20 protein-coding genes are annotated in these 18,782 nt (G+C 29.7%); 12 read left to right on the top strand and 8 right to left on the bottom strand.

Annotated elements, in window-relative coordinates; all coding sequences use genetic code 11:
- Nucleotide 1: 1 nt before the first annotated feature.
- From GKZ86_RS09640 to GKZ86_RS09625, 4 genes are all read right to left on the bottom strand, one after another.
- Nucleotides 2–958 carry a hypothetical protein gene (locus GKZ86_RS09640; RefSeq protein ID WP_154782904.1) on the bottom strand — a complete coding sequence of 319 codons (957 nt, stop codon included), beginning with the start codon at nt 956–958 and terminating at the stop codon, nt 2–4.
- A gap of 74 nt (nt 959–1,032) precedes the next feature.
- Entirely contained in the window at nt 1,033–2,004 is a 972-nt protein-coding gene (locus GKZ86_RS09635; RefSeq protein WP_154782903.1) for a hypothetical protein, read from the bottom strand.
- Between the two features lie 15 nt (nt 2,005–2,019).
- Nucleotides 2,020–2,979: a hypothetical protein gene (locus tag GKZ86_RS09630; protein ID WP_154782902.1), complete on the bottom strand. Its 960-nt coding sequence runs from the start codon at nt 2,977–2,979 to the stop codon at nt 2,020–2,022.
- Nucleotides 2,980–3,128: 149 nt separating this feature from the next.
- Entirely contained in the window at nt 3,129–4,205 is a 1,077-nt protein-coding gene (locus tag GKZ86_RS09625) for a glycosyltransferase family 1 protein (protein ID WP_154782901.1), read from the bottom strand.
- An 85-nt stretch (nt 4,206–4,290) separates the two neighbouring features.
- Between GKZ86_RS09625 and GKZ86_RS09620 the strand changes: the two genes are divergently transcribed.
- Complete coding sequence (locus tag GKZ86_RS09620) at nt 4,291–5,055, top strand: Kdo domain containing protein (RefSeq protein ID WP_154782900.1); 765 nt, start codon at nt 4,291–4,293, stop codon at nt 5,053–5,055.
- Here GKZ86_RS09620 and GKZ86_RS09615 read toward each other — a convergent pair.
- Nucleotides 5,036–5,809, bottom strand: coding sequence for a glycosyltransferase family 2 protein (locus GKZ86_RS09615; protein WP_154782899.1), 774 nt, complete (start codon nt 5,807–5,809; stop codon nt 5,036–5,038). The two genes, GKZ86_RS09620 and GKZ86_RS09615, sit on opposite strands and share 20 nt — an antisense overlap.
- A 16-nt stretch (nt 5,810–5,825) precedes the next feature.
- A complete protein-coding gene (locus GKZ86_RS09610; protein WP_154782898.1) occupies nt 5,826–6,890 on the bottom strand; it encodes a glycosyltransferase family 9 protein in 1,065 nt (354 codons plus the stop codon).
- Between the two features lie 128 nt (nt 6,891–7,018).
- Here GKZ86_RS09610 and GKZ86_RS09605 point away from each other — a divergent pair, with 128 nt between their 5' ends.
- The 3 genes from GKZ86_RS09605 (at nt 7,019) to GKZ86_RS09595 (ending at nt 9,516) form a co-directional block, all read left to right on the top strand.
- Nucleotides 7,019–7,768, top strand: a complete 750-nt coding sequence (locus GKZ86_RS09605; RefSeq protein ID WP_154782897.1) for a glycosyltransferase family 2 protein — start codon at nt 7,019–7,021, stop codon at nt 7,766–7,768.
- Nucleotides 7,769–8,044: 276 nt separating this feature from the next.
- Nucleotides 8,045–8,758: a polysaccharide deacetylase family protein gene (locus GKZ86_RS09600; protein WP_154782896.1), complete on the top strand. Its 714-nt coding sequence runs from the start codon at nt 8,045–8,047 to the stop codon at nt 8,756–8,758.
- 8 nt (nt 8,759–8,766) lie between these two features.
- Nucleotides 8,767–9,516, top strand: a complete 750-nt coding sequence (locus GKZ86_RS09595) for a glycosyltransferase family 2 protein (RefSeq protein WP_154782895.1) — start codon at nt 8,767–8,769, stop codon at nt 9,514–9,516.
- Between the two features lie 69 nt (nt 9,517–9,585).
- Here GKZ86_RS09595 and GKZ86_RS09590 read toward each other — a convergent pair whose 3' ends face one another.
- A complete protein-coding gene (locus tag GKZ86_RS09590; RefSeq protein WP_133508629.1) occupies nt 9,586–10,401 on the bottom strand; it encodes a 2,3,4,5-tetrahydropyridine-2,6-dicarboxylate N-succinyltransferase in 816 nt (271 codons plus the stop codon).
- Between the two features lie 289 nt (nt 10,402–10,690).
- Between GKZ86_RS09590 and GKZ86_RS09585 the strand changes: the two genes are divergently transcribed.
- From GKZ86_RS09585 to GKZ86_RS09565, 5 genes are all read left to right on the top strand, one after another.
- Complete coding sequence (locus GKZ86_RS09585; RefSeq protein WP_154782894.1) at nt 10,691–11,329, top strand: PAS domain-containing protein; 639 nt, start codon at nt 10,691–10,693, stop codon at nt 11,327–11,329.
- A gap of 173 nt (nt 11,330–11,502) precedes the next feature.
- Nucleotides 11,503–11,736, top strand: coding sequence for a hypothetical protein (locus GKZ86_RS09580; RefSeq protein WP_154782893.1), 234 nt, complete (start codon nt 11,503–11,505; stop codon nt 11,734–11,736).
- Entirely contained in the window at nt 11,726–12,007 is a 282-nt protein-coding gene (locus tag GKZ86_RS09575; RefSeq protein ID WP_154782892.1) for a type II toxin-antitoxin system RelE/ParE family toxin, read from the top strand. Before GKZ86_RS09580 ends, GKZ86_RS09575 begins: the two co-directional genes overlap by 11 nt.
- A gap of 22 nt (nt 12,008–12,029) precedes the next feature.
- A complete protein-coding gene (gene ruvX, locus GKZ86_RS09570; protein ID WP_154782891.1) occupies nt 12,030–12,446 on the top strand; it encodes a Holliday junction resolvase RuvX in 417 nt (138 codons plus the stop codon).
- Nucleotides 12,447–12,567: 121 nt separating this feature from the next.
- Nucleotides 12,568–14,064 carry a malate:quinone oxidoreductase gene (locus GKZ86_RS09565; protein WP_154782890.1) on the top strand — a complete coding sequence of 499 codons (1,497 nt, stop codon included), beginning with the start codon at nt 12,568–12,570 and terminating at the stop codon, nt 14,062–14,064.
- A gap of 38 nt (nt 14,065–14,102) precedes the next feature.
- On the opposite strand, the gene GKZ86_RS09560 is transcribed toward GKZ86_RS09565, so the two are convergent.
- Nucleotides 14,103–16,325, bottom strand: a complete 2,223-nt coding sequence (locus tag GKZ86_RS09560) for an FUSC family membrane protein (protein WP_154782889.1) — start codon at nt 16,323–16,325, stop codon at nt 14,103–14,105.
- A gap of 198 nt (nt 16,326–16,523) precedes the next feature.
- Between GKZ86_RS09560 and def the strand changes: the two genes are divergently transcribed.
- The 3 genes from def to GKZ86_RS09545 all read left to right on the top strand — a co-directional run bounded on the left by def (nt 16,524) and on the right by GKZ86_RS09545 (nt 18,739).
- Nucleotides 16,524–17,114: a peptide deformylase gene (gene def, locus GKZ86_RS09555; protein ID WP_154782888.1), complete on the top strand. Its 591-nt coding sequence runs from the start codon at nt 16,524–16,526 to the stop codon at nt 17,112–17,114.
- A gap of 68 nt (nt 17,115–17,182) precedes the next feature.
- A complete protein-coding gene (locus GKZ86_RS09550) occupies nt 17,183–17,686 on the top strand; it encodes a DUF5606 domain-containing protein (protein WP_154782887.1) in 504 nt (167 codons plus the stop codon).
- A gap of 243 nt (nt 17,687–17,929) precedes the next feature.
- On the top strand, nt 17,930–18,739 hold the full coding sequence (locus GKZ86_RS09545; protein WP_154782886.1) for a carbonic anhydrase: 810 nt from the start codon (nt 17,930–17,932) through the stop codon (nt 18,737–18,739).
- Nucleotides 18,740–18,782 lie beyond the last annotated feature (43 nt).

Below are 18,782 nucleotides of genomic sequence, written 5' to 3'. Positions count from 1 at the left end.
GTTAGATTTGAAATACGGTTTTTACCCAATTTTCAATGGTGTATTTGTAATAAATAGCATCGCTTAAAGGCTCGTATGGAGTCTTGAAAAAATTGAGATCTATATTGATAGCTGAATTTTCATCAAGAATTAGTATGTTATTCGGATTATAAAAATCGTATTGACGAATTGCTTGATTTGTTGTAATAATTTTTCGCTGCATGGCGAGAGCTTCAAATATCCTAAAGCTTAAGCCATTGTGTCCATGCCTAATTAAATCTAAAAAATATTTAGAATTGTCTAAATCATTTTTCAAATCTTCGGGAAGAAGTGTTTTCTTTGAAAAAATCATATTTGGATTCATATTTTTAGGAACTCTTTTACCTACAACTACGAATTTATAATTGATGTTATGATCTGAAAGACAATAAGACAACTTGTTTAAGAATTCAAATCTTTCATCAATAGATATTACAATAAAGATATTGTCGTTAGTGTCATTTTCAGATTTAATTTCTCTTTTATTCATATAAATATAATTTGATATGAACTTGAAATTATATTTTTTTACATCATTAAAATCAAAAGAAAAGATTTCATCAAATACTCCATCCAGTAAATCATCCATAGGAAATCTGTTATAACTATCATATATATAAGTAATATATTTGTTAGTTTGTTTTTTGATCTCTAAATGAGTTTTTTTGCTTATTCTATCCGGACGTATAAACATAATAATATCCTGATGCCCCAATTTTTTGAGTTGCTCCAGGATATTTTCTTCTAATGCTATGTCTTTTATGTTTTTATTGAAGAATGATTTATTAATAGAATTACTGATTTTATCAAAAACAGAAGTGTATTTATATTTAAACTTCGAAGCGTCGATATGATTGGCATCGATATTTTTTCTTTTTAATTCAATTATAATATTGTGATCAAAATAAGTTGAATCAAAACTAATTAAACATACTTTCATAGTGATGCGTTTTTAATGTAATTTGTAATAAAGAATAGAATCACTATAATTTTGTAATCTATTATTTGCTGTAATTAGGCTTTATCGAAAAGCTTTTTTACATCTTTAATCATGTTTTCTTTTTCATTTATGACAAATGTCCTGAAATCAGTAAACTCATTAAAAACTTGCTCATAATTGTTCATCAAATGATTTATAAGCTCAGTTACTTTTTCCGTTTGTCTTTCATTTTCGTGTAATTTATAACGTTCAGGAATACCTAAATCTTCCTTAAATGCAGAGGTTCCATCACGACCGGTCAATAAACATACACCAGAAACCAAGGCTTCTCTCGGAATTTTATCTCTTCCCGGAAAATATCCAAAATCAATATGAAGTTTGGTTTTTCGTAAAGTATCTCTCATTTCTTCCCTTGACATTCCTGACAATGGCGTCCATTTGTATTGAGGGAGAAGGGTCATGTATTTTTCTATCTTATCCAATCCTTTTTTAGGATTATAAGTAATGATATTTTCTTTTGGGAAATCATTAATTTCAGGTAAATTTTCGAAGAAAAGTTCCGTTACATAATCACACAAATATGCAATATCATTATCTAACTTTTTAGTCAATAAAAACTCTTTCGTTCTTTGAGATTGATACCAATGTGTAACCGTTTTATTAGGTTCAAAACGATATTCAGTATGTTTAAAAGGTACAATTAGTTTTCTCAACCAGTTCTTTTTTGCTTCTCTGCTATTCATTAAAACCTCATAAAAATCAAGGCTTAACCACCAGATTTTTTTTTGAGCTAACGGATATTTAGCAATAAGATTTGTCATTGATTCTGGTATAATCATTACATTTTCTGTGCTATCCTTTACTTTCATTACATAAGGAACATTGTAATTTTTGTAAAAAGGATGTACAGGATTTTTTTTATGTTTCGAGTATAACATTTTGGCATTATATCCCAATGAATTTAAGATATAACCTAGTTGATGCAATGCTTCTGGTCCTCCAGTAGCTTTTTTGGGAGGACAAACAATATATATATTTTGTGCCATTTATTTTGAATTAAATTATCTAAGACTATTAAAAATTACATTTTCAGCCCAGCCTTCTAAAGTATATTTATTGAAAATTTCCTCAGGTATTTTTTCATATTCTTTCTCAAAAAATGATGTTGGGATCTCAGGATTTTTATCGTCGATTATCAAAATGTTATTTGGATTGTAAAAATCGTAATTAGCAATATCTGAATTTGTAGTAATCAGCTTTTTATGCAAACCAATACTTTCAAACACTCTAAAAGTTAATCCAATTTGTCCTCTTCGATTTACATCAAGCAAAACCTGAGCATTGTCGATATATTCTTTAACCTCTGATAAAGGAATATGGTTTGTAATATATTCTATTGTAGACGTCTTTCTTTTAAACTTTCTGTCATAAACAAATATCTTATGGCTTATGTTGTTGGCTTTTAAATTATCTGCAATTTTAGCAAGAATAGGTAGTCTTTTATCATTTGAAATGATGTTAAAAACTTTATATTCAAAAGGTTTGTTTAAGACTACAGGAACAGCATTATAAATCCAGTTTGTTGCAAAATTCAAGTTGTATTTTTCACAATCACTTTTCTCAAACGAAAAGACTTTGTCAAAATTAGGAATTACACGTACTATTTTTGGACATCGATGCGTGTTGTCATTAAAATAAGCGATTGTTTTTTTTCCGTATTTTTTAAATTCCAAAATACTTTTTGGATCAATAAAATCACCTTTTATAACTAAAATAGCATCTTGAAATTCGCCTATTTCTTTTAAGTTTTCTATGATTTTTTTTCCAAAATGCATCGTTTTTAAGTTTTTCTTAAAAAAGGTTTTTAGAATAAAATTATAAATTTTATAAAGTGGGTTAGGGTACTTATATTCAAATTTATCAAAATTAATGTGATGAACATCATGTCCCTTTTGTTTCAAAGAGATAGCTATGTGGTTGTTAAATCCCCAATCATCCAGACTTATCAGAGTAATACGCATAATGTGTTTTTTATTACAGTCAAGTAAATTTTTAAATTATAGTTTAAATAATTTTGTACAATTTAAATTCAATAAGGTTTAATATCAAATCTTAATATACAATGTTTTTCTTGTTAGAAAAATATATAATTATAAAAGGGGTAGTAGTTTTATAGTAAAATATCGTTATATACTTTTAAATAAGAAGCGGCAGCAATTTTCCAATCAAAATTTAAAGCCCTTTCTTTTAAATTTTTTTCACTTTCTTGTCTATTATTTTCATGATTATGCAGTCCGTCAAAAAGCACAGTTTTCATATATTCAGGATCAAAATTATTCCAGTAATTTGCTGCCGTTCCGCCAACTTCCGGTAAAGAAGTTTTGTCAGATAAAAAAACAGGTTTACCAAAACTCATTGCTTCAATAGGAGGTAGGCCAAAACCTTCTCTTATAGAAGGAAAAAGAAATGCAGTACAGTTTTTCATGAAAAATTGTTTGCCTTCTTCTGTAACTTTTCCGGTTAAAAAAACTTGATTACTGAGGCCGTTTTTATCAATTATTTTTTTTATTTCGTCACCGTAGTCTTTTGCATTATTACCTGAAATAATTAAATTAAAGTCTTTTATTAATTTCATCATATTAATAATAGACTCATAATTTTTTCTTTTTATAAAATCTCCAATGGTATAAAAAAACGGTTTGTCAACAGGAACATTTGGAATATAAGAAGTTGTGTTAAGCAATATCGAAATTGGATTTCCATTGTGAATTACATACTCGGGAACATCGGGAACCTTGAAATATTTATGAGTTTGTTGTTTCGAAAATTCAGAGATATAAGTTATTGCGGTCGCTTTGTCCAGTTTTTTTAAAAACAGTTTATTACGTCTGTGATTTATGTCTGAAGAAACTTCTTCAGTAAAATTTACGTCATGAATAGTCAGTAAATATTTTTTACATTCAAAAGGTTCGACCTTAGTATTCTGATTTACAGAATGCCATAGGTCATAAGGTTTGCGGATTCTAAAAATTTCCAATCTTGAAAAAGTGGTATATTGATTATAATCAAATTTTTTACCAAATTCGCTTTTAAGAAGTTTTACGTTCCCTGTATTTAATGTTAGTCTCATGTCATCAAAATTCAATTCAGATAAACCTTTAATTAATTCATAATTAAACGTTCCTAGGCCTCCTGCTCTGTTATTGATATTATGTGTTTCTAAAAAAACACTTTTCCGATTTGACATTCTTTAATTTTTTTTACGAAAATACAATATTAATTTGAAGTGTTAAATTCTATGCGTATTTTTGTTGTTCATAAAAATATTCTACATGAATTTTAAAGTAAATAAGATTTTTACTAACGAGACTGAATCCATTCTTCACATTATTAAAAATTTTAATAATTCAGGTATTCTTTTTGGTAACGGACAACGTAACATCATAAAATTATTTGATTTAGGTGATAAAACAATTAATATTAAGTCATTTAAAATTCCCAATTTAATAAATAAAGTTGCTTATAAATATTTTAGAAAATCTAAGGCAAAACGATCTTTTGAATATGCAACAATTTTATTAGAAAGAGGTATTGGTACGCCTCAGCCTATTGCTTTTCTTGAAAATTTTAGCTGGCTGGGTTTAAGAGACAGTTATTATGTAAGCGAACATCTAGTAACGGAATTAACTTATAGAGAGTTGGTAGAAATTCCTAACTATCCTGATGGTGAAAACATATTAAGGCAGTTTACCAGATTTAGTTTTGGACTTCATGAAAAAGGAATCGAATTTTTAGATCATTCGCCAGGAAATACTTTAATTAAAAAGAAAGAAGACGGAAATTATGAATTCTTTTTGGTTGATTTAAACCGAATGGAATTTCATGAATCTATGACTTTTGAAATGCGAATGAAAAATTTGTGCCGTTTAACTCCTTTAAAAGACATGGTTGCAGTAATGAGTAACGAATATGCTAAGTTATACGGAGAATCTGAGCAAAAAATATTTGATACTTTATGGAAATATACTGCTGATTTTCAGGAACAATTTCACAGAAAAAAACGTTTGAAAAAGAAGCTTAAATTCTGGAAGAAGTAATTCGGAAAAGTTCTTTATATCGAATAAAAATACTATAAGCATTTAGATAACATATAGTTATTCCTTTTATGCCATCTAAAATTCCAAGTCTAATTAAATATTGATATAAAAAAGTATAAGTAGGATGGAAAACCAGCTTTAAATAAGATGGTTTCTGTCCTTTTTTTAGTTTTTCGTGTGCTTTTAAAACGCCATAATTATACATTTTCATCTTATAATCCAGAAATGAAGTGTATGAAAAATGAATAATTTTGTGTTTTAAAGTTGCAATTTCTCCGTTTACAATCAGTTTTTCATGAACCATTCTATCTTCGGTATACCTGCAATCTGATTTTTTAAAAAGCCTGAAAATCTTATCAGTTTGCCATCCGCTAAAATGTAATTTCCTGTTTTTGAACATAAAAGTTCGGTATATCAAATAGGCGCTTGCAGCGTAATTATCATTTATTGTTTTAAGGATCTCAGATTTTAAATTAGGAGTTAATTTCTCATCAGCATCAATAAATAATATCCAGGGATTTTTTGCCTGATCGAGGCCAAAATTGCGTTGTAATGTGTAATTAATAAATTTATTTTGAATTAATTTCACATTTTCAAATGAGTTAATTATAGCAACCGTTTGATCAGTACTGTAAGAATCTATCACAATTATTTCATCGGCAAAATCAATATCTTCAAGCAATGATTTTATATAGCGTTCTTCGTTTAGCGTAATAATCAAAACGGACAACTTTGGCTTTTCATTAGCACTCATTTGATATTTTTACTTTTCAATTTTTATATTCTTGAAAATAGGTCTCTAGTTTTTCAAGCATTAGTGCTAAAGGATATTCAGCATAATATTCAAAAGTATGATCCTTTATATATTGTTCCGTATATTGTTGGTATATTTCAGGCTTTAAATCTTTTAGGTGAATAGAAACATTTTTAGCTTCATTTTCGAATATTTGCCATGTTTCTTTTCTAACAGAAGGTGTAAATATTGAAAAAGTCGGAATTTCAAGTGCTTTAGCCATATTTACAGCTCCTCCTTCATTTCCTATGAGCATTTCACATTGTGATAATAATGCTAAAAACGGGCGTAATTCTGTACAATACAAATCAAAAACAATATGTTTTTTTGTTTCTTCAGTACAATAATTATATATTTCTAATGCAAGATCTTTTTGATACGGAACATAATTGAATATAATAGTAGCATTGGTTTTAGCGACTGTAAAATCGATAATTTTTGCCATTCCGTCTAAAGGATAGGTTTTATAAACTTCGCTTCCTAAAATCCCAAACATGATTAAAGGTTTGCTGTTATCTACATTATAACTTTTCAGAAGATTTTTAGCATCTTCAATTTCAGACTCTTTTAGAAATATTTTTGGTTTTACATCTGTAATTTTTTCAGAAATAAATGGTTTAAGAAGTAACAAACGATTTTCAATAGCTAAGCCATGTTCTGATTCTACAGCATCAAAACGTTCGTAAGTATAATTGTAAAATATTTTAGTATACCATTTATGATACGAAACTTTATATTTTGCTCCGGAAAACATAGTAATTAAATTAGTCTCTAACTTTGAGTATACATCAATTACTGCATCGTATTTTCTTTTACGGATTTGAAAAATAAATTTAAATAATGAAGGGATTGATTTTCTAACCTTGTTTGATAAAGGAATAACGGTATCAATATTTGGATTTTCTTTTAGTACATCGACAGAATTGGGATAGCACATATAATCTATCACAGCGTCAGGAAATTTGGTTTTTAAGTTGTTGCAAATTATGGTACTTGTTAATACATCTCCAATTCTTTTTTGCTGAATGACTAATATTCTCATTATTTTCGTGTTCAATTTTCAAGGCTAAATTACAAACTATTTTATGAAGTGTGCAAACGTAAGGTCACAATAAGATTAAACTAAAGTAAAAAAGTTATATTTTTGTAGTTAATAAATTAAAATTTGCAATGGAAATTAGTGGTCTTGTTATTACTTTCAATGAAGAAAAAAACATAGGAAAATGTATAGATGCTTTACTAAAAGTTTGTAACGAAGTAATCATAGTAGACTCATTTAGCAAGGACCGTACTGTTGAAATTGCTAAAGAAAAAGGCGCTGTAGTTATTGAGCAGGCTTTTTTAGGAGACGGACCGCAACGCACACATGGTTTGCCGTATTGTAAAAATGATTGGATTTTGAATCTTGATGCAGATGAGTTTCTGGATACGGATGCAGAACAATTTATTATAAATAAAAAATACCTTGAAGGAAACCACGATGCTTTTAGTTTCAGGGTAAAAAACTTTTTAGGCGATAAACTTATTGATTTTTCAGGATGGTATCCGGATCATAAAGTGCGTTTTTTTAATAAACAGACGGCACATCCCTCAAATTCTATAGTACATCAAAAAATAATAACTCAAAACGAGAAAAAAGCAGCAGTTCATATTTTACACTATGGCTGGGATTCTTTAGATCAAATTATTGCAAAAAAAAATCAATACTCGGGGTGGCACGCACAACAATTATTTGATCAGGGAGTAAGGATTAATGCTTTTAAACCAATTCTTAACGGAACTGTCTCCTTTATTAGATGCTACTTTTTTAAGAAAGGTGTTTTTAATGGTCTCGACGGATTATCGATAGCAATGATTCAGAGTTACTTTTCTTATATGAAATATGCTAAGCTTTTAAAACTTCAAAAAAAGCTAAAATAAATATTTAAACAGTAAATAGTTTATTTTTTGTGCCATCTACAATTAAGGTTGTTGATGCAAATGCTTTTGCTTTGTAATTAAGTCTAGGTCATTATTATTCAATCATATTCGTCGATTGATAATCCTGTTTCGTCGATTGAAAATACCAGTACATGGAATTGAAAAAAAACACCGTCAAGTGTAATATATTCCATTCTTTGCGTTATTTTTTCAAAAGAACTTTTTATTTGTTAAAAATATCACGATAAATCAATAGCTTTGCGAAAAAATAAATAAATGTCAAAGTTGCCAATTTTAATGTACCATAACGTTGTTATAGACGAAGCTAAATCTTTAGATTTAAGTATTTCTGTGTCAAAGTTAGAATCACAATTTAAGTTTCTACACGAGAATAATTACACGACATTTCATTTTAAAGATTTAGAAAATTTAAAAGAATTGCCCTCAAAAAGTATTATTATCACTTTTGATGATGTTACAGAATGTCAGCTTATATATGCAGTGCCTTTGCTAAAAAAATATCAATTGAAAGCATCTTTTTTTATACCATTTTCTTTCGTTGGTAATTTTGATTATTGGATTGAAGGAAAAGAAAAGATAATGAGTGTTGAACAATTAAAAGGATTAGACAGCAATTTTATTGAGTTGGGTTATCATTCTTTTGAGCATAAAAGATACAGTTCATTATCTAAAGAAGAATTAGAAGCTGATTTTATTAAGTCTAACAATTTTATAGCAGATAATGAATTAGATATAAAACCTGTTTTAGCTTATCCTTTTGGAAATTATGCTAAGAAAGATGCAGAATTTGCTGTATTTAAGAAAGTAATGCGTGAAAATGGCATGAAATATGGTTTGCGAATAGGGAACAGGGTAAATAAATTTCCTTTTAAAAATGATTATTTAGTAAAAAGAATAGATATAAAAGGAGAAGATAGTTTGTTTAGATTTAAATTAAAATTGAAAATAGGAAAGCTTAAATTATTTTAAATATATATATGGAGATTAGTGGACTGGTAATAACCTATAATGAAGAAAGGCACATTGCAAAATGTATAGATGCTCTGTTTAAAATTTGCGACGAGGTAATTGTTATAGATTCATTAAGTACAGATAATACAGTAAAAATTGCAGAAGAAAAGGGTGCTAAGGTTATTTCGCAAGCTTTCTTAGGTGATGGACCTCAAAGAATTTATGGACTTCCTTATTGTAAAAATGATTGGATCTTAAATATGGATGCTGATGAGATTTTGGCTGAAGATGCCGAAAACTTTATATTATCAGGAAAATACAAAAATCAGGATTTTGATGTCTATGCTTTTAGTTTATATAATTATATGAACGGTAAAGTAATAGATTTTGCTGGTTGGTATCCTGATAAAACATCACGTTTTTTTAATAAAAAAACAGCTTCACCATCAAAAGACAGAGTTCACCAAAAAGTTTCAGGAAAAAATAAAACTCATCTAAAAGTTCATATACACCATTACGCATGGGAAGATTTTGATCAGCTTATCTGCAAGAAAAATTTATATTCGACTTGGCATGCTCAACAGTTTTTTGACCGTAAAAAAAAGGTTAATAGCTTTAAACCTATATTAAATGGATCAGTTTCTTTTGTAAAATGTTATTTTTTAAAAAGAGGTTTTTTAAACGGATTGGATGGTTTAACATTTTCGATAACTCAGGGTTTTTTCACCTATATGAAATATGCTAAACTTTTAAAACTTCAACAAAAGAGTAAGTAACACAAAAAAATATATAAAAAAAGGAATGAGATATCTCATTCCTTTTTTTGTTATTTATAAGACTGTAAATTAAACAGCAACATCGTATTCACGAAGCGCATTGTTTAATGACGTTTTTAAATCTGTAGATGGTTTACGAGTACCAATAATTAAAGCACATGGAACCTGAAACTCTCCGGCAGCGAATTTTTTAGTATAACTTCCAGGAATTACAACTGAGCGTGCAGGAACAAAACCTTTCATTTCAACTGGTTCATCACCGGTAACATCGATAATTTTTGTTGAAGCAGTCAAACAAACATTAGCACCAAGAACAGCTTCTTTACCAACATGAACTCCTTCTACAACAATACAACGAGAACCAATAAAAGCGCCATCTTCGATAATAACCGGAGCAGCTTGTAAAGGCTCTAAAACTCCACCAATACCAACACCACCGCTTAAGTGAACGTTTTTACCAATTTGTGCACAACTACCAACAGTTGCCCAAGTATCAACCATAGTTCCTTCGTCTACATAAGCACCAATATTTACATAACTCGGCATCAAAATAACACCACTCGAAATATAAGCTCCGTAACGCGCTACAGCATTTGGTACAACACGAATTCCTTTTTCAGCAAAACCTCTCTTTAGCAACATTTTGTCGTGATATTCGAAAATACCAGACTCCCATGTTTCCATTTTCTGAATTGGGAAATACATAACAACTGCTTTTTTTACCCATTCGTTTACCTGCCACTTGTCACCAACTGGTTCAGCGCAACGTAATTTTCCAGCGTCTACTAATTCGATAACTTCTCTAATAGCATCAGTTGTAGTCGTTTCTTGTAATAAAGCTCTGTTTTCCCAAGCTTGTTCAATTATAGTCTGTAAAGAATTCATAAGTTTTAATTTTTTGCAAAGATAGCGTATTTGGGCAAAAGCAAAAAAGTAAAACCCTCTGAAAATGTTACAGATTTAACTTTTTGTTTTTAATTTGATAAATAAATAACCCGCGACTTTATTATTAATCAAATAAACTACCTCTAAAAGTTTTTTTAATATTAGAATATGACAAAAGTCAGGTTTTGTATTCTTAGTTCAGATTAATTTCGCCGCAGGTTTTTTGCAATACAAGCTGCGAATCACTAAGATAAAAATCCGAAAAACAAAAGCTTTAATCTACAGATATATGAATCAGGAAAATCAACTTCAAAGACAACAGAGAACTATTATTGATAAAGAAGTCTCTTGGGACAAAACTCAGGTAATTATGAGTAAAACAAATGCATTTGGAATCATTGAATATGCCAATGAAGTATTTGTTGATGTTTCTGGTTATGAAGATTATGAATTAATGGGGCAACCCCATAATATTATTCGTCACCCGGATATGCCAAAAGTAATCTTCAAAGTTTTATGGGAAAATCTTAAAAACGGAAAAAACTTTCATGCTATTGTAAAAAATCTGGCTAAATCAGGAAGATATTATTGGGTTATTACCGATTTTGAAATTTCGAGAGATGAGAACGATGTCATTGTAAATTATTTTGGTAGAAGACAAGCGGTTCCGCAAGAAGTTATAGCGTTACACATTGAACCATTATATAAAAAACTGTTGCAAATTGAAGCAGCAAGCGGAATGGAATTTAGCGAAAAATACCTGATTGGATTTTTAGAAGAAAAAGGAAAAAGTTATGTCGAATATATTAAAGACTTGATTTTTGAACAGGAAAGAGGACACGCAAAATTTGATCAGTATGAAGAAAAACATGTTGAAGAAGAAGACGAAGAACAAAGAGGCTTTTTTGGCCGTTTATTTAATAGATAATAATAATTGATTTTTTAGGTTTTAAATATTTGGGAGTAAATCCGTTTTGAATTCTCAAAGCGGATTTTTTTTAAGTAATAATAATACAGTTTTTGTTTTCGTTATTGTTGAAGATTTAAAAATAATTTTTTGTTTTTAAAAAGCTTATATTTGTGTAGTAAAATGAAAGTATTATGGAAGCAATAAGATTAGAATTTCAGCCAGAGATTAAAGAGAAAATCTTAAAATTTTTAAGCTCATTTTCTTCTGATGAATTGAAAATAACTCAAGAGGATCCAGACTTTGATGAAAATAGAAAGAAACTTCAAGAACGAGCAGAAAAAATAACAAATGGAACTGCTGAATACAGCACTTTTGAAGAATTAAATATTTTATTAGAAGATACGATTTCAAAATATGAACATTAAATTAACTATTGAGTTTAATTATGATTTAAATGATATAGTACATTTTATTGCAAAAGATAAACCTGTTGCTGCAAGAAAATTCAAAAATGATTTACTAAAAAAACTCAAAAAAGACTTAGTAAATCCTTTTCATTTCAAGAAATCAATTTATTTTAAAGATGAATCTTATCGAGACTATGTTTTTAAAGGTTACACTACAATTATTAAAATAGATTCACAACAAGAAATAGTTTATATTATAGGTATTTTAAAACATAAAAATACATTTTAAGTAAATTAGCAAAAACTAAAAAATGCCAAGAATTCTCTCCATAGATTACGGACAAAAACGCACTGGAATTGCCGTTACAGACGAAATGCAAATTATAGCATCAGGTTTAACAACGATTCCAACCAATACTTTGATTGATTTTTTGAAAGACTATTTTACTAAAGAAAAAGTCGAAGTGGTCTTAATTGGAGAGCCAAAACAAATGAATGGGCAACCTTCAGAAAGTGCGCCAATAATTAAAGGTTTTGTAACTCATTTTTCTAATATTTTCCCAGATATGAAAGTGGTTCGTGTAGATGAGCGCTTTACTTCAAAAATGGCATTTCAAACGATGATCGACAGTGGATTGAGCAAAAAACAACGTCAAAATAAAGGATTGATCGACGAAATTTCTGCTACAATAATGCTTCAGGATTATCTTTCCTCAAAACGATTTTAGAATTTTCTTTCAATAATCACAATTCATATTATTTTTTAGAAAAACATAACTTTTATCATGTCAAATTAGTTTTTTTTTGCAATTATAAAAAGTACCTTTGCATTTTAAAATAAATACTGTTATGCCTGACGAAACAATACGTTCTAATAGTGAAGTAGTACTCATTGGAGCTGGAATTATGAGTGCCACTCTTGGACTAATTTTGAAAGAGTTACAACCCGATATTAAAATTGAAATTTACGAAAGATTAGATGTTGCCGCAGCCGAAAGTTCTGATGCATGGAATAATGCAGGAACGGGACATTCTGCCTTTTGTGAACTAAATTACACTCCCGAAAAGGCTGACGGAAGTATTGACCCTAAAAAAGCAATAAGTATAGCAGAATCATTCGAAGTTTCTCGTCAGTTCTGGTCTTATTTAGTGCAAGAAAATAAAGTTCCGTCTCCCGATAATTTTATAAAAAGCGTTCCTCACATGAGTTTTGTTTGGGGAGAAAAAAACGTTGAATACTTAACGAAAAGATTTAAAGCTTTGCAAAGCAATCCAATTTTTTCTCAAATGACTTTTAGTACAGAATTTGAGCAATTAAAACAATGGATGCCGCTTGTAATGGAAGGCAGAGAAAATAACGAAAAGTTAGCTGCAACTCACATGCCAATTGGTACCGATGTAAATTTTGGAGCTTTAACCAGAAGCATGTTTAGCTATTTAGAAAAACTTGATGGTGTTACTTTACATTATAATCATGAAGTAAAAAAGTTAAAACAACGCGAAGATAAATCATGGAGAATTAAAATTACCGATTTATCAAACGATACAACAAGAAAAGCATATACCAAATTCGTATTTATTGGTGCAGGTGGAGGTTCACTACCATTGTTAGAAAAAGCAAATGTTCCAGAAGGAAATGGTTACGGAGGATTTCCGGTAAGCGGACAATGGTTAAAATGTACCAATCCTGAAGTAATTGCAAAACATCAGGCAAAAGTTTACGGAAAAGCAAGCGTTGGAGCGCCTCCAATGTCGGTTCCGCATATTGATACACGTGTAATTGATGGCGAAAAAGCATTACTTTTTGGACCTTTCGCAGGATTTTCAACCCGTTTCTTAAAAAACGGATCTTATCTTGATTTACCATTATCTATAAAAGCAAATAATTTAATTCCGATGTTATCAGCGGGATTTCATAATATTCCTCTAACTAAATATTTAATCGAACAAGTTCGTCAGTCTCCAAAAGACAGAATGAATGCGCTTCGTGAATATTTACCAACAGCACGTTCTAAAGACTGGAAATTAGAAAGAGCAGGACAACGTGTTCAGGTAATTAAAAAAGATGAAAAAGAAGGTGGGGTTTTAGAATTTGGAACTGAAGTGATTAATACACATGACGGAACTTTGGCAGTTTTATTAGGAGCTTCTCCCGGAGCATCAACAGCTGTTTCGATTATGATTGATTTAATAAGCAGATGTTTTACAAATCAAATTAAAACGCCTGAATGGGAATCAAAAATGAAAAATATGATTCCGTCTTACGGACAAACATTAAACGACAAACCTGAGCTTTTATCAGAAATCAGAAAACATACTTCTGAAGTTTTAAAACTAAATAATTAAGCTCACGATTTTATATAAAAGCAACAAATCCAGATGAATTAATCTGGATTTGTTGCTTTTAATTCTTTTGTAATTTTTAAAATCTTTTCAGCCAGATTGCTCATCCAGATCAATTGTTCAATAACCATTTGAGCTTCCTGCATTTTAGCCTGGCGAGTTTCCTTATCAAGTTCGTCATCTATTATTAAGCGTGTAAAATTAATACGTTTAAGTTCTTCAAATTGCAAAGTGACATCTTCTTTATCAAAAAACGTATCAACAATAATAGTTTCATTTTTTAAAATCGAGATTGATTGTTCCAGATTAGATAAAATGGTTTTTATAATATAATTAAACGAATCTGAAGCAGATGTTGTTTGGTGTGACTGAATATAAGTGGATAAAGAAGCTAATGCCGAAAGAAGCGAGTGATTTAAAACCACCAGTTTATTCACCAACGGAAGTGTCTTTTGTTTTGATTTTGGTTCCTGCATCATACGTTGAAATGAAGTCATTAAATTACCAATTTCAACAAAAGCATGCTTTCTGGATAATCGGTAAGAAGTTGGAACCTCTCCTTTTTTATTATAAAAATCAGCAATTTCCTTAAGATAATTTCGATTCGCACGAATCGAATTTTCGATATGAATAGGTGTATTTATAAATTCCCAGGCCGGCCATAAAAACTGATTGGCTAAAAAGGCTAAAATAGCTCCGGTAAGTGAATCTAATATTCTAAACTGAATTACCTCGACAACATTTGGGGTTAGAATTCCGTAAATAAAAACAACATACATAGTGACAAAAGTGGCACTTATTTTATAATTGATTTGAGTAAACGAAATTCCCAAAAGCATACAAACAATAGAGAAAATGCTTAAAGCAACGTGATTCTGAACCAATGATACAATACCAAATGCAAGCAACCCTCCCAAAATAGTTCCGAAGATTCGATTATATGATCTTTCTTTGGTTAAACCATAACCCGGACGCATGATTACAACAATAGTAAGCAAGATCCAATATACATTTTGAAAAGGCAAGAACTTTCCAATAACGAAACCAATCAAAATAGTAATCGTCAACCGCAAAGAATGTCTGAAAATAGAAGATGAAAAACTCATATTTTCAATCAAAGTACGCAATGGATAATATTGTGGAGTTAAGAATTTTTCTAATTCTTTATCCTTGTCTTTCAGTTTATAAGATTGCATTGCAAGAGAAAGAGCTCTTTGAATAATTTTGATTTTCCCAACCTGGTTTTTAGCGTATTTCAGCATATTGGTTAACATCAAAACACCTTCAGCAGCTTCATCTTTCCCTAATGTTTTTTCATAATCAAAAATGGCAAATTCAAGAGCATCAAGCTCATTCTTCAAATCATTTTTATCAACATAAACAGCAATATGGTGTACGTTTTTAGAAAGTTTTTTTAACGTTGAAGCCAGTTTATAAGCTACGTTTTGGTACGTTCTTAAAACATCAGGATATTTATTAAATTTTTCATGAAGTTTGCTATGATCAAATGAAGTATATAAAGCCAGTTCCTGAATTTCGATTAAAGTGATAAAAACCAACAACATTTTTCTGTTTTGACTAGTGGCCGCAGAAGTATTTTGATTTCCAATTAAAACCTTTCTCAAATCTTCGTTAATCAAATTTATATCAACCTGAAGTGCCAATTGTTTTTCGATAATAGCCGTTCTGTTAGCTTCCGGGCTCCACAAATCGCCTCTTAATTTTAAATATTTTGCAGTTAATTTTATGCCTTCCGAAATTTGTAATTCGACATATTTATACGGTTGTACAAAATGAAAAACAAGCGATACGATTAAATATAAAATACCTCCAATAAAAATAAAACCAGAATATTCTACAGCTTCCCAACCTTGATGCAAATGTCCAAAAGATAAAGAAATAGAAAGTAAAGCAGAAAATGAAACCAATGTAGCACGCTGTCCGTATACAGAAATCATAGAACATAAAAACAACAGAAATCCTAAAAAAGGATAAAATAAAAAAGGAAAAGGATAGGCGAAATTCACTAATAAATTTACACCTGAAACTATAAATGAAGCAACAATAAGTCCTTTTATTTTATGGCTCAAAGTACTCGGAATATCACTTGGATAGGTATAAAAAGCACCTAAAGCTATAGTAAAACCAATTTCGAAATGTCCTAAAAAATTCAAAATTATAACAGGAACAACAGAAGCAATAGTTACTTTTGAAGCATTAAAAAAAGAAGTACTGTTTATAAATTTTGTGATTCTATCTAACATATATGAAGGTTTACTAGCAAAAGTACGAATTGTACGAATTAATTTGGCATAATTATAGATGAGATTTTAGAAAGCAGGTAAAAATGCGATTTAATATGTTGTTTAGAATTATTCATTGACTATTTTTTACTATTTTTGCCAGCTGAATTAGAAGATAAAATTCAGTGTTTTCAGTAGATAATACTTAAATTAATACAAATGATTTTACCAATTGTAGGATATGGTGATCCGGTTTTAAGAAAAGTGGGTGAGGCAATTACGCCAGATTACCCAAACTTAAAAGAAACAATAGCAAACATGTACGAGACCATGTATAATGCTTATGGTGTGGGGTTAGCTGCTCCACAAGTAGGCATATCGATTCGATTATTTGTTATTGATACGACTCCTTTTAGTGATGATGAAGATTTAAAGGCAGATGAGCAAAAAAAATTAAAAGGTTTCAAAAAAACTTTTATAAATGCAAAAATTGTTAAAGAAGAAGGCGAGGAGTGGAGTTTTAACGAAGGATGCCTTAGTATTCCTGATGTTCGCGAAGATGTATATAGAAAGCCAACAGTAACGATCGAATATTGTGAAGAAGATTTTGTAATGAAGACCGAAGTTTTTGATGGTTTGATTGCAAGAGTCATTCAGCATGAATATGATCACATCGAAGGAGTTTTGTTTACAGACAAAATATCTTCTTTGAAAAAGCGTTTAATTCAAAAGAAATTGAAGAATATCACTGAAGGTAAAACTTTTCAGGAGTACAGAATGAAGTTTGCTTCGGCAAAAAAGGGGAGATAATTAGTGTTCTTACAGAAACAGAACATTAAAAAACAGAATAAAAATTCTTAATACTAATTTTAATAAACATGAATTTAGAGAAAATTTTAGCCATTTCAGGGAAACCAGGTTTATATGTATTGAAAGTGCAAACTCGTACAGGTTTCGTGGCAGAATCATTATTAGATGGAAAAAAAATTACAGTAAATTTAAAAAGTAATGTAAGTTTACTTTCTGAAATTTCAATTTATACTTACGAAGGCGAAAAACCTTTGACTGAAGTTATGCAACGTATTGCAACAAAAGAAAACAAAGGTCAGGCTCTTTCTCATAAAGAAGATAATGCGAAATTAGCGGCTTACTTTAAAGAAATTTTACCTGAATATGATGAAGAAAGAGTTTATCCTTCTGATATTAAAAAAGTATTAAACTGGTATAACACACTTCAGGCAAAAGGTCTGGTTACTGATTTAGCTCCGGCTCCTGCTGAAACTAAAGAAGAAGCTGCTCCGGTTGCAGAAGAAAAACCTAAAAAGGCACCAGCAAAAAAAGCACCAGCTGCTAAAACAGCAAAAGCTAAAAAAGAAGAATAGTAGGTAACTACATTTCAAAATATACAAATCCTGTTAAGATATTTTCTTGACAGGTTTTTTTTTGTTTTAAAAATTGGCTTTAATTATATGTGTAGAAATAAATAAAAACGCTATTTTTGTAAGAAAAATAATAAAACATTAAAGCAAGATTTAAACTTTTAATTTGTAATTAATTGAAATGTAGTTTATTGTGTTTAATGTTGAAATTATAACTGAATAATAATATTTTATTTTGAATTGATTATGAAAAGGATAAAAGCAACATTACTGATTGGATTGACTATAATAACAATTACGGCTTGTAATAACAAAACTAAAGAAACTGAAAATGCTGTAGGATCTTCTGATTCATCAAAAACAGAAGAACATCATCAAAAACATTGGAATTACGATGGAGAAACAGGACCGGAGCATTGGTCAGAAATTGATCAGAATGATTGCGGAGGAAATGCTCAATCGCCGGTTGATATTGTTGAGACTGAAAAAGATAAAACATTAAAACCTATTGAATTTCATTATAATCAAAAGACAAAAATTCATGATATTATAAATAATGGGCATTCTATTCAGTTTGATTTTGAGCCCGGAGATTATATTGTCATCAACGGAAATCAGTATGAACTTAAACAATTTCATTTTCATGAACCGGCAGAACATACTATAAAAGGAGTCAGATATCCGTTAGTAATTCACATGGTTCATAAAAGTAAAGAAGGAAAATTTGCTGTATTAGCGATTATGGCACAAGAGGATAAGAACAGTAATGAAACTTTTGAATTTCTTGACAAATATTTACCAGCCAAAGTTAATGATACTGTAAAAGTAAACGCTGATTTTAATATCAATAAAGTCCTTCCTCAAAATAAAACCTATTATACTTATACAGGTTCATTAACAACGCCACCTTGTACAGAAGGTGTTGAATGGTTTATTTTTAAAAACCAAATCGATGTTTCAATCAAAATGATTAAAGATTTGAGAAAAATAATGCCAGTTAATAATTTTAGAAATGTTCAGGAATTAAATGGCAGGAAAATTAAAGAATCAATCTAACAAAAAAGAAGGCATAATTTGCCTTCTTTTTTTTGACATAATA

Origin of the sequence: Flavobacterium sp. LC2016-13, assembly GCF_009707955.1 — a bacterium.
GTDB lineage: Bacteria > Bacteroidota > Bacteroidia > Flavobacteriales > Flavobacteriaceae > Flavobacterium.
Note: the sequence above shows the minus strand (reverse complement) of the source record. Positions and strands in the feature narration are given on the sequence as shown.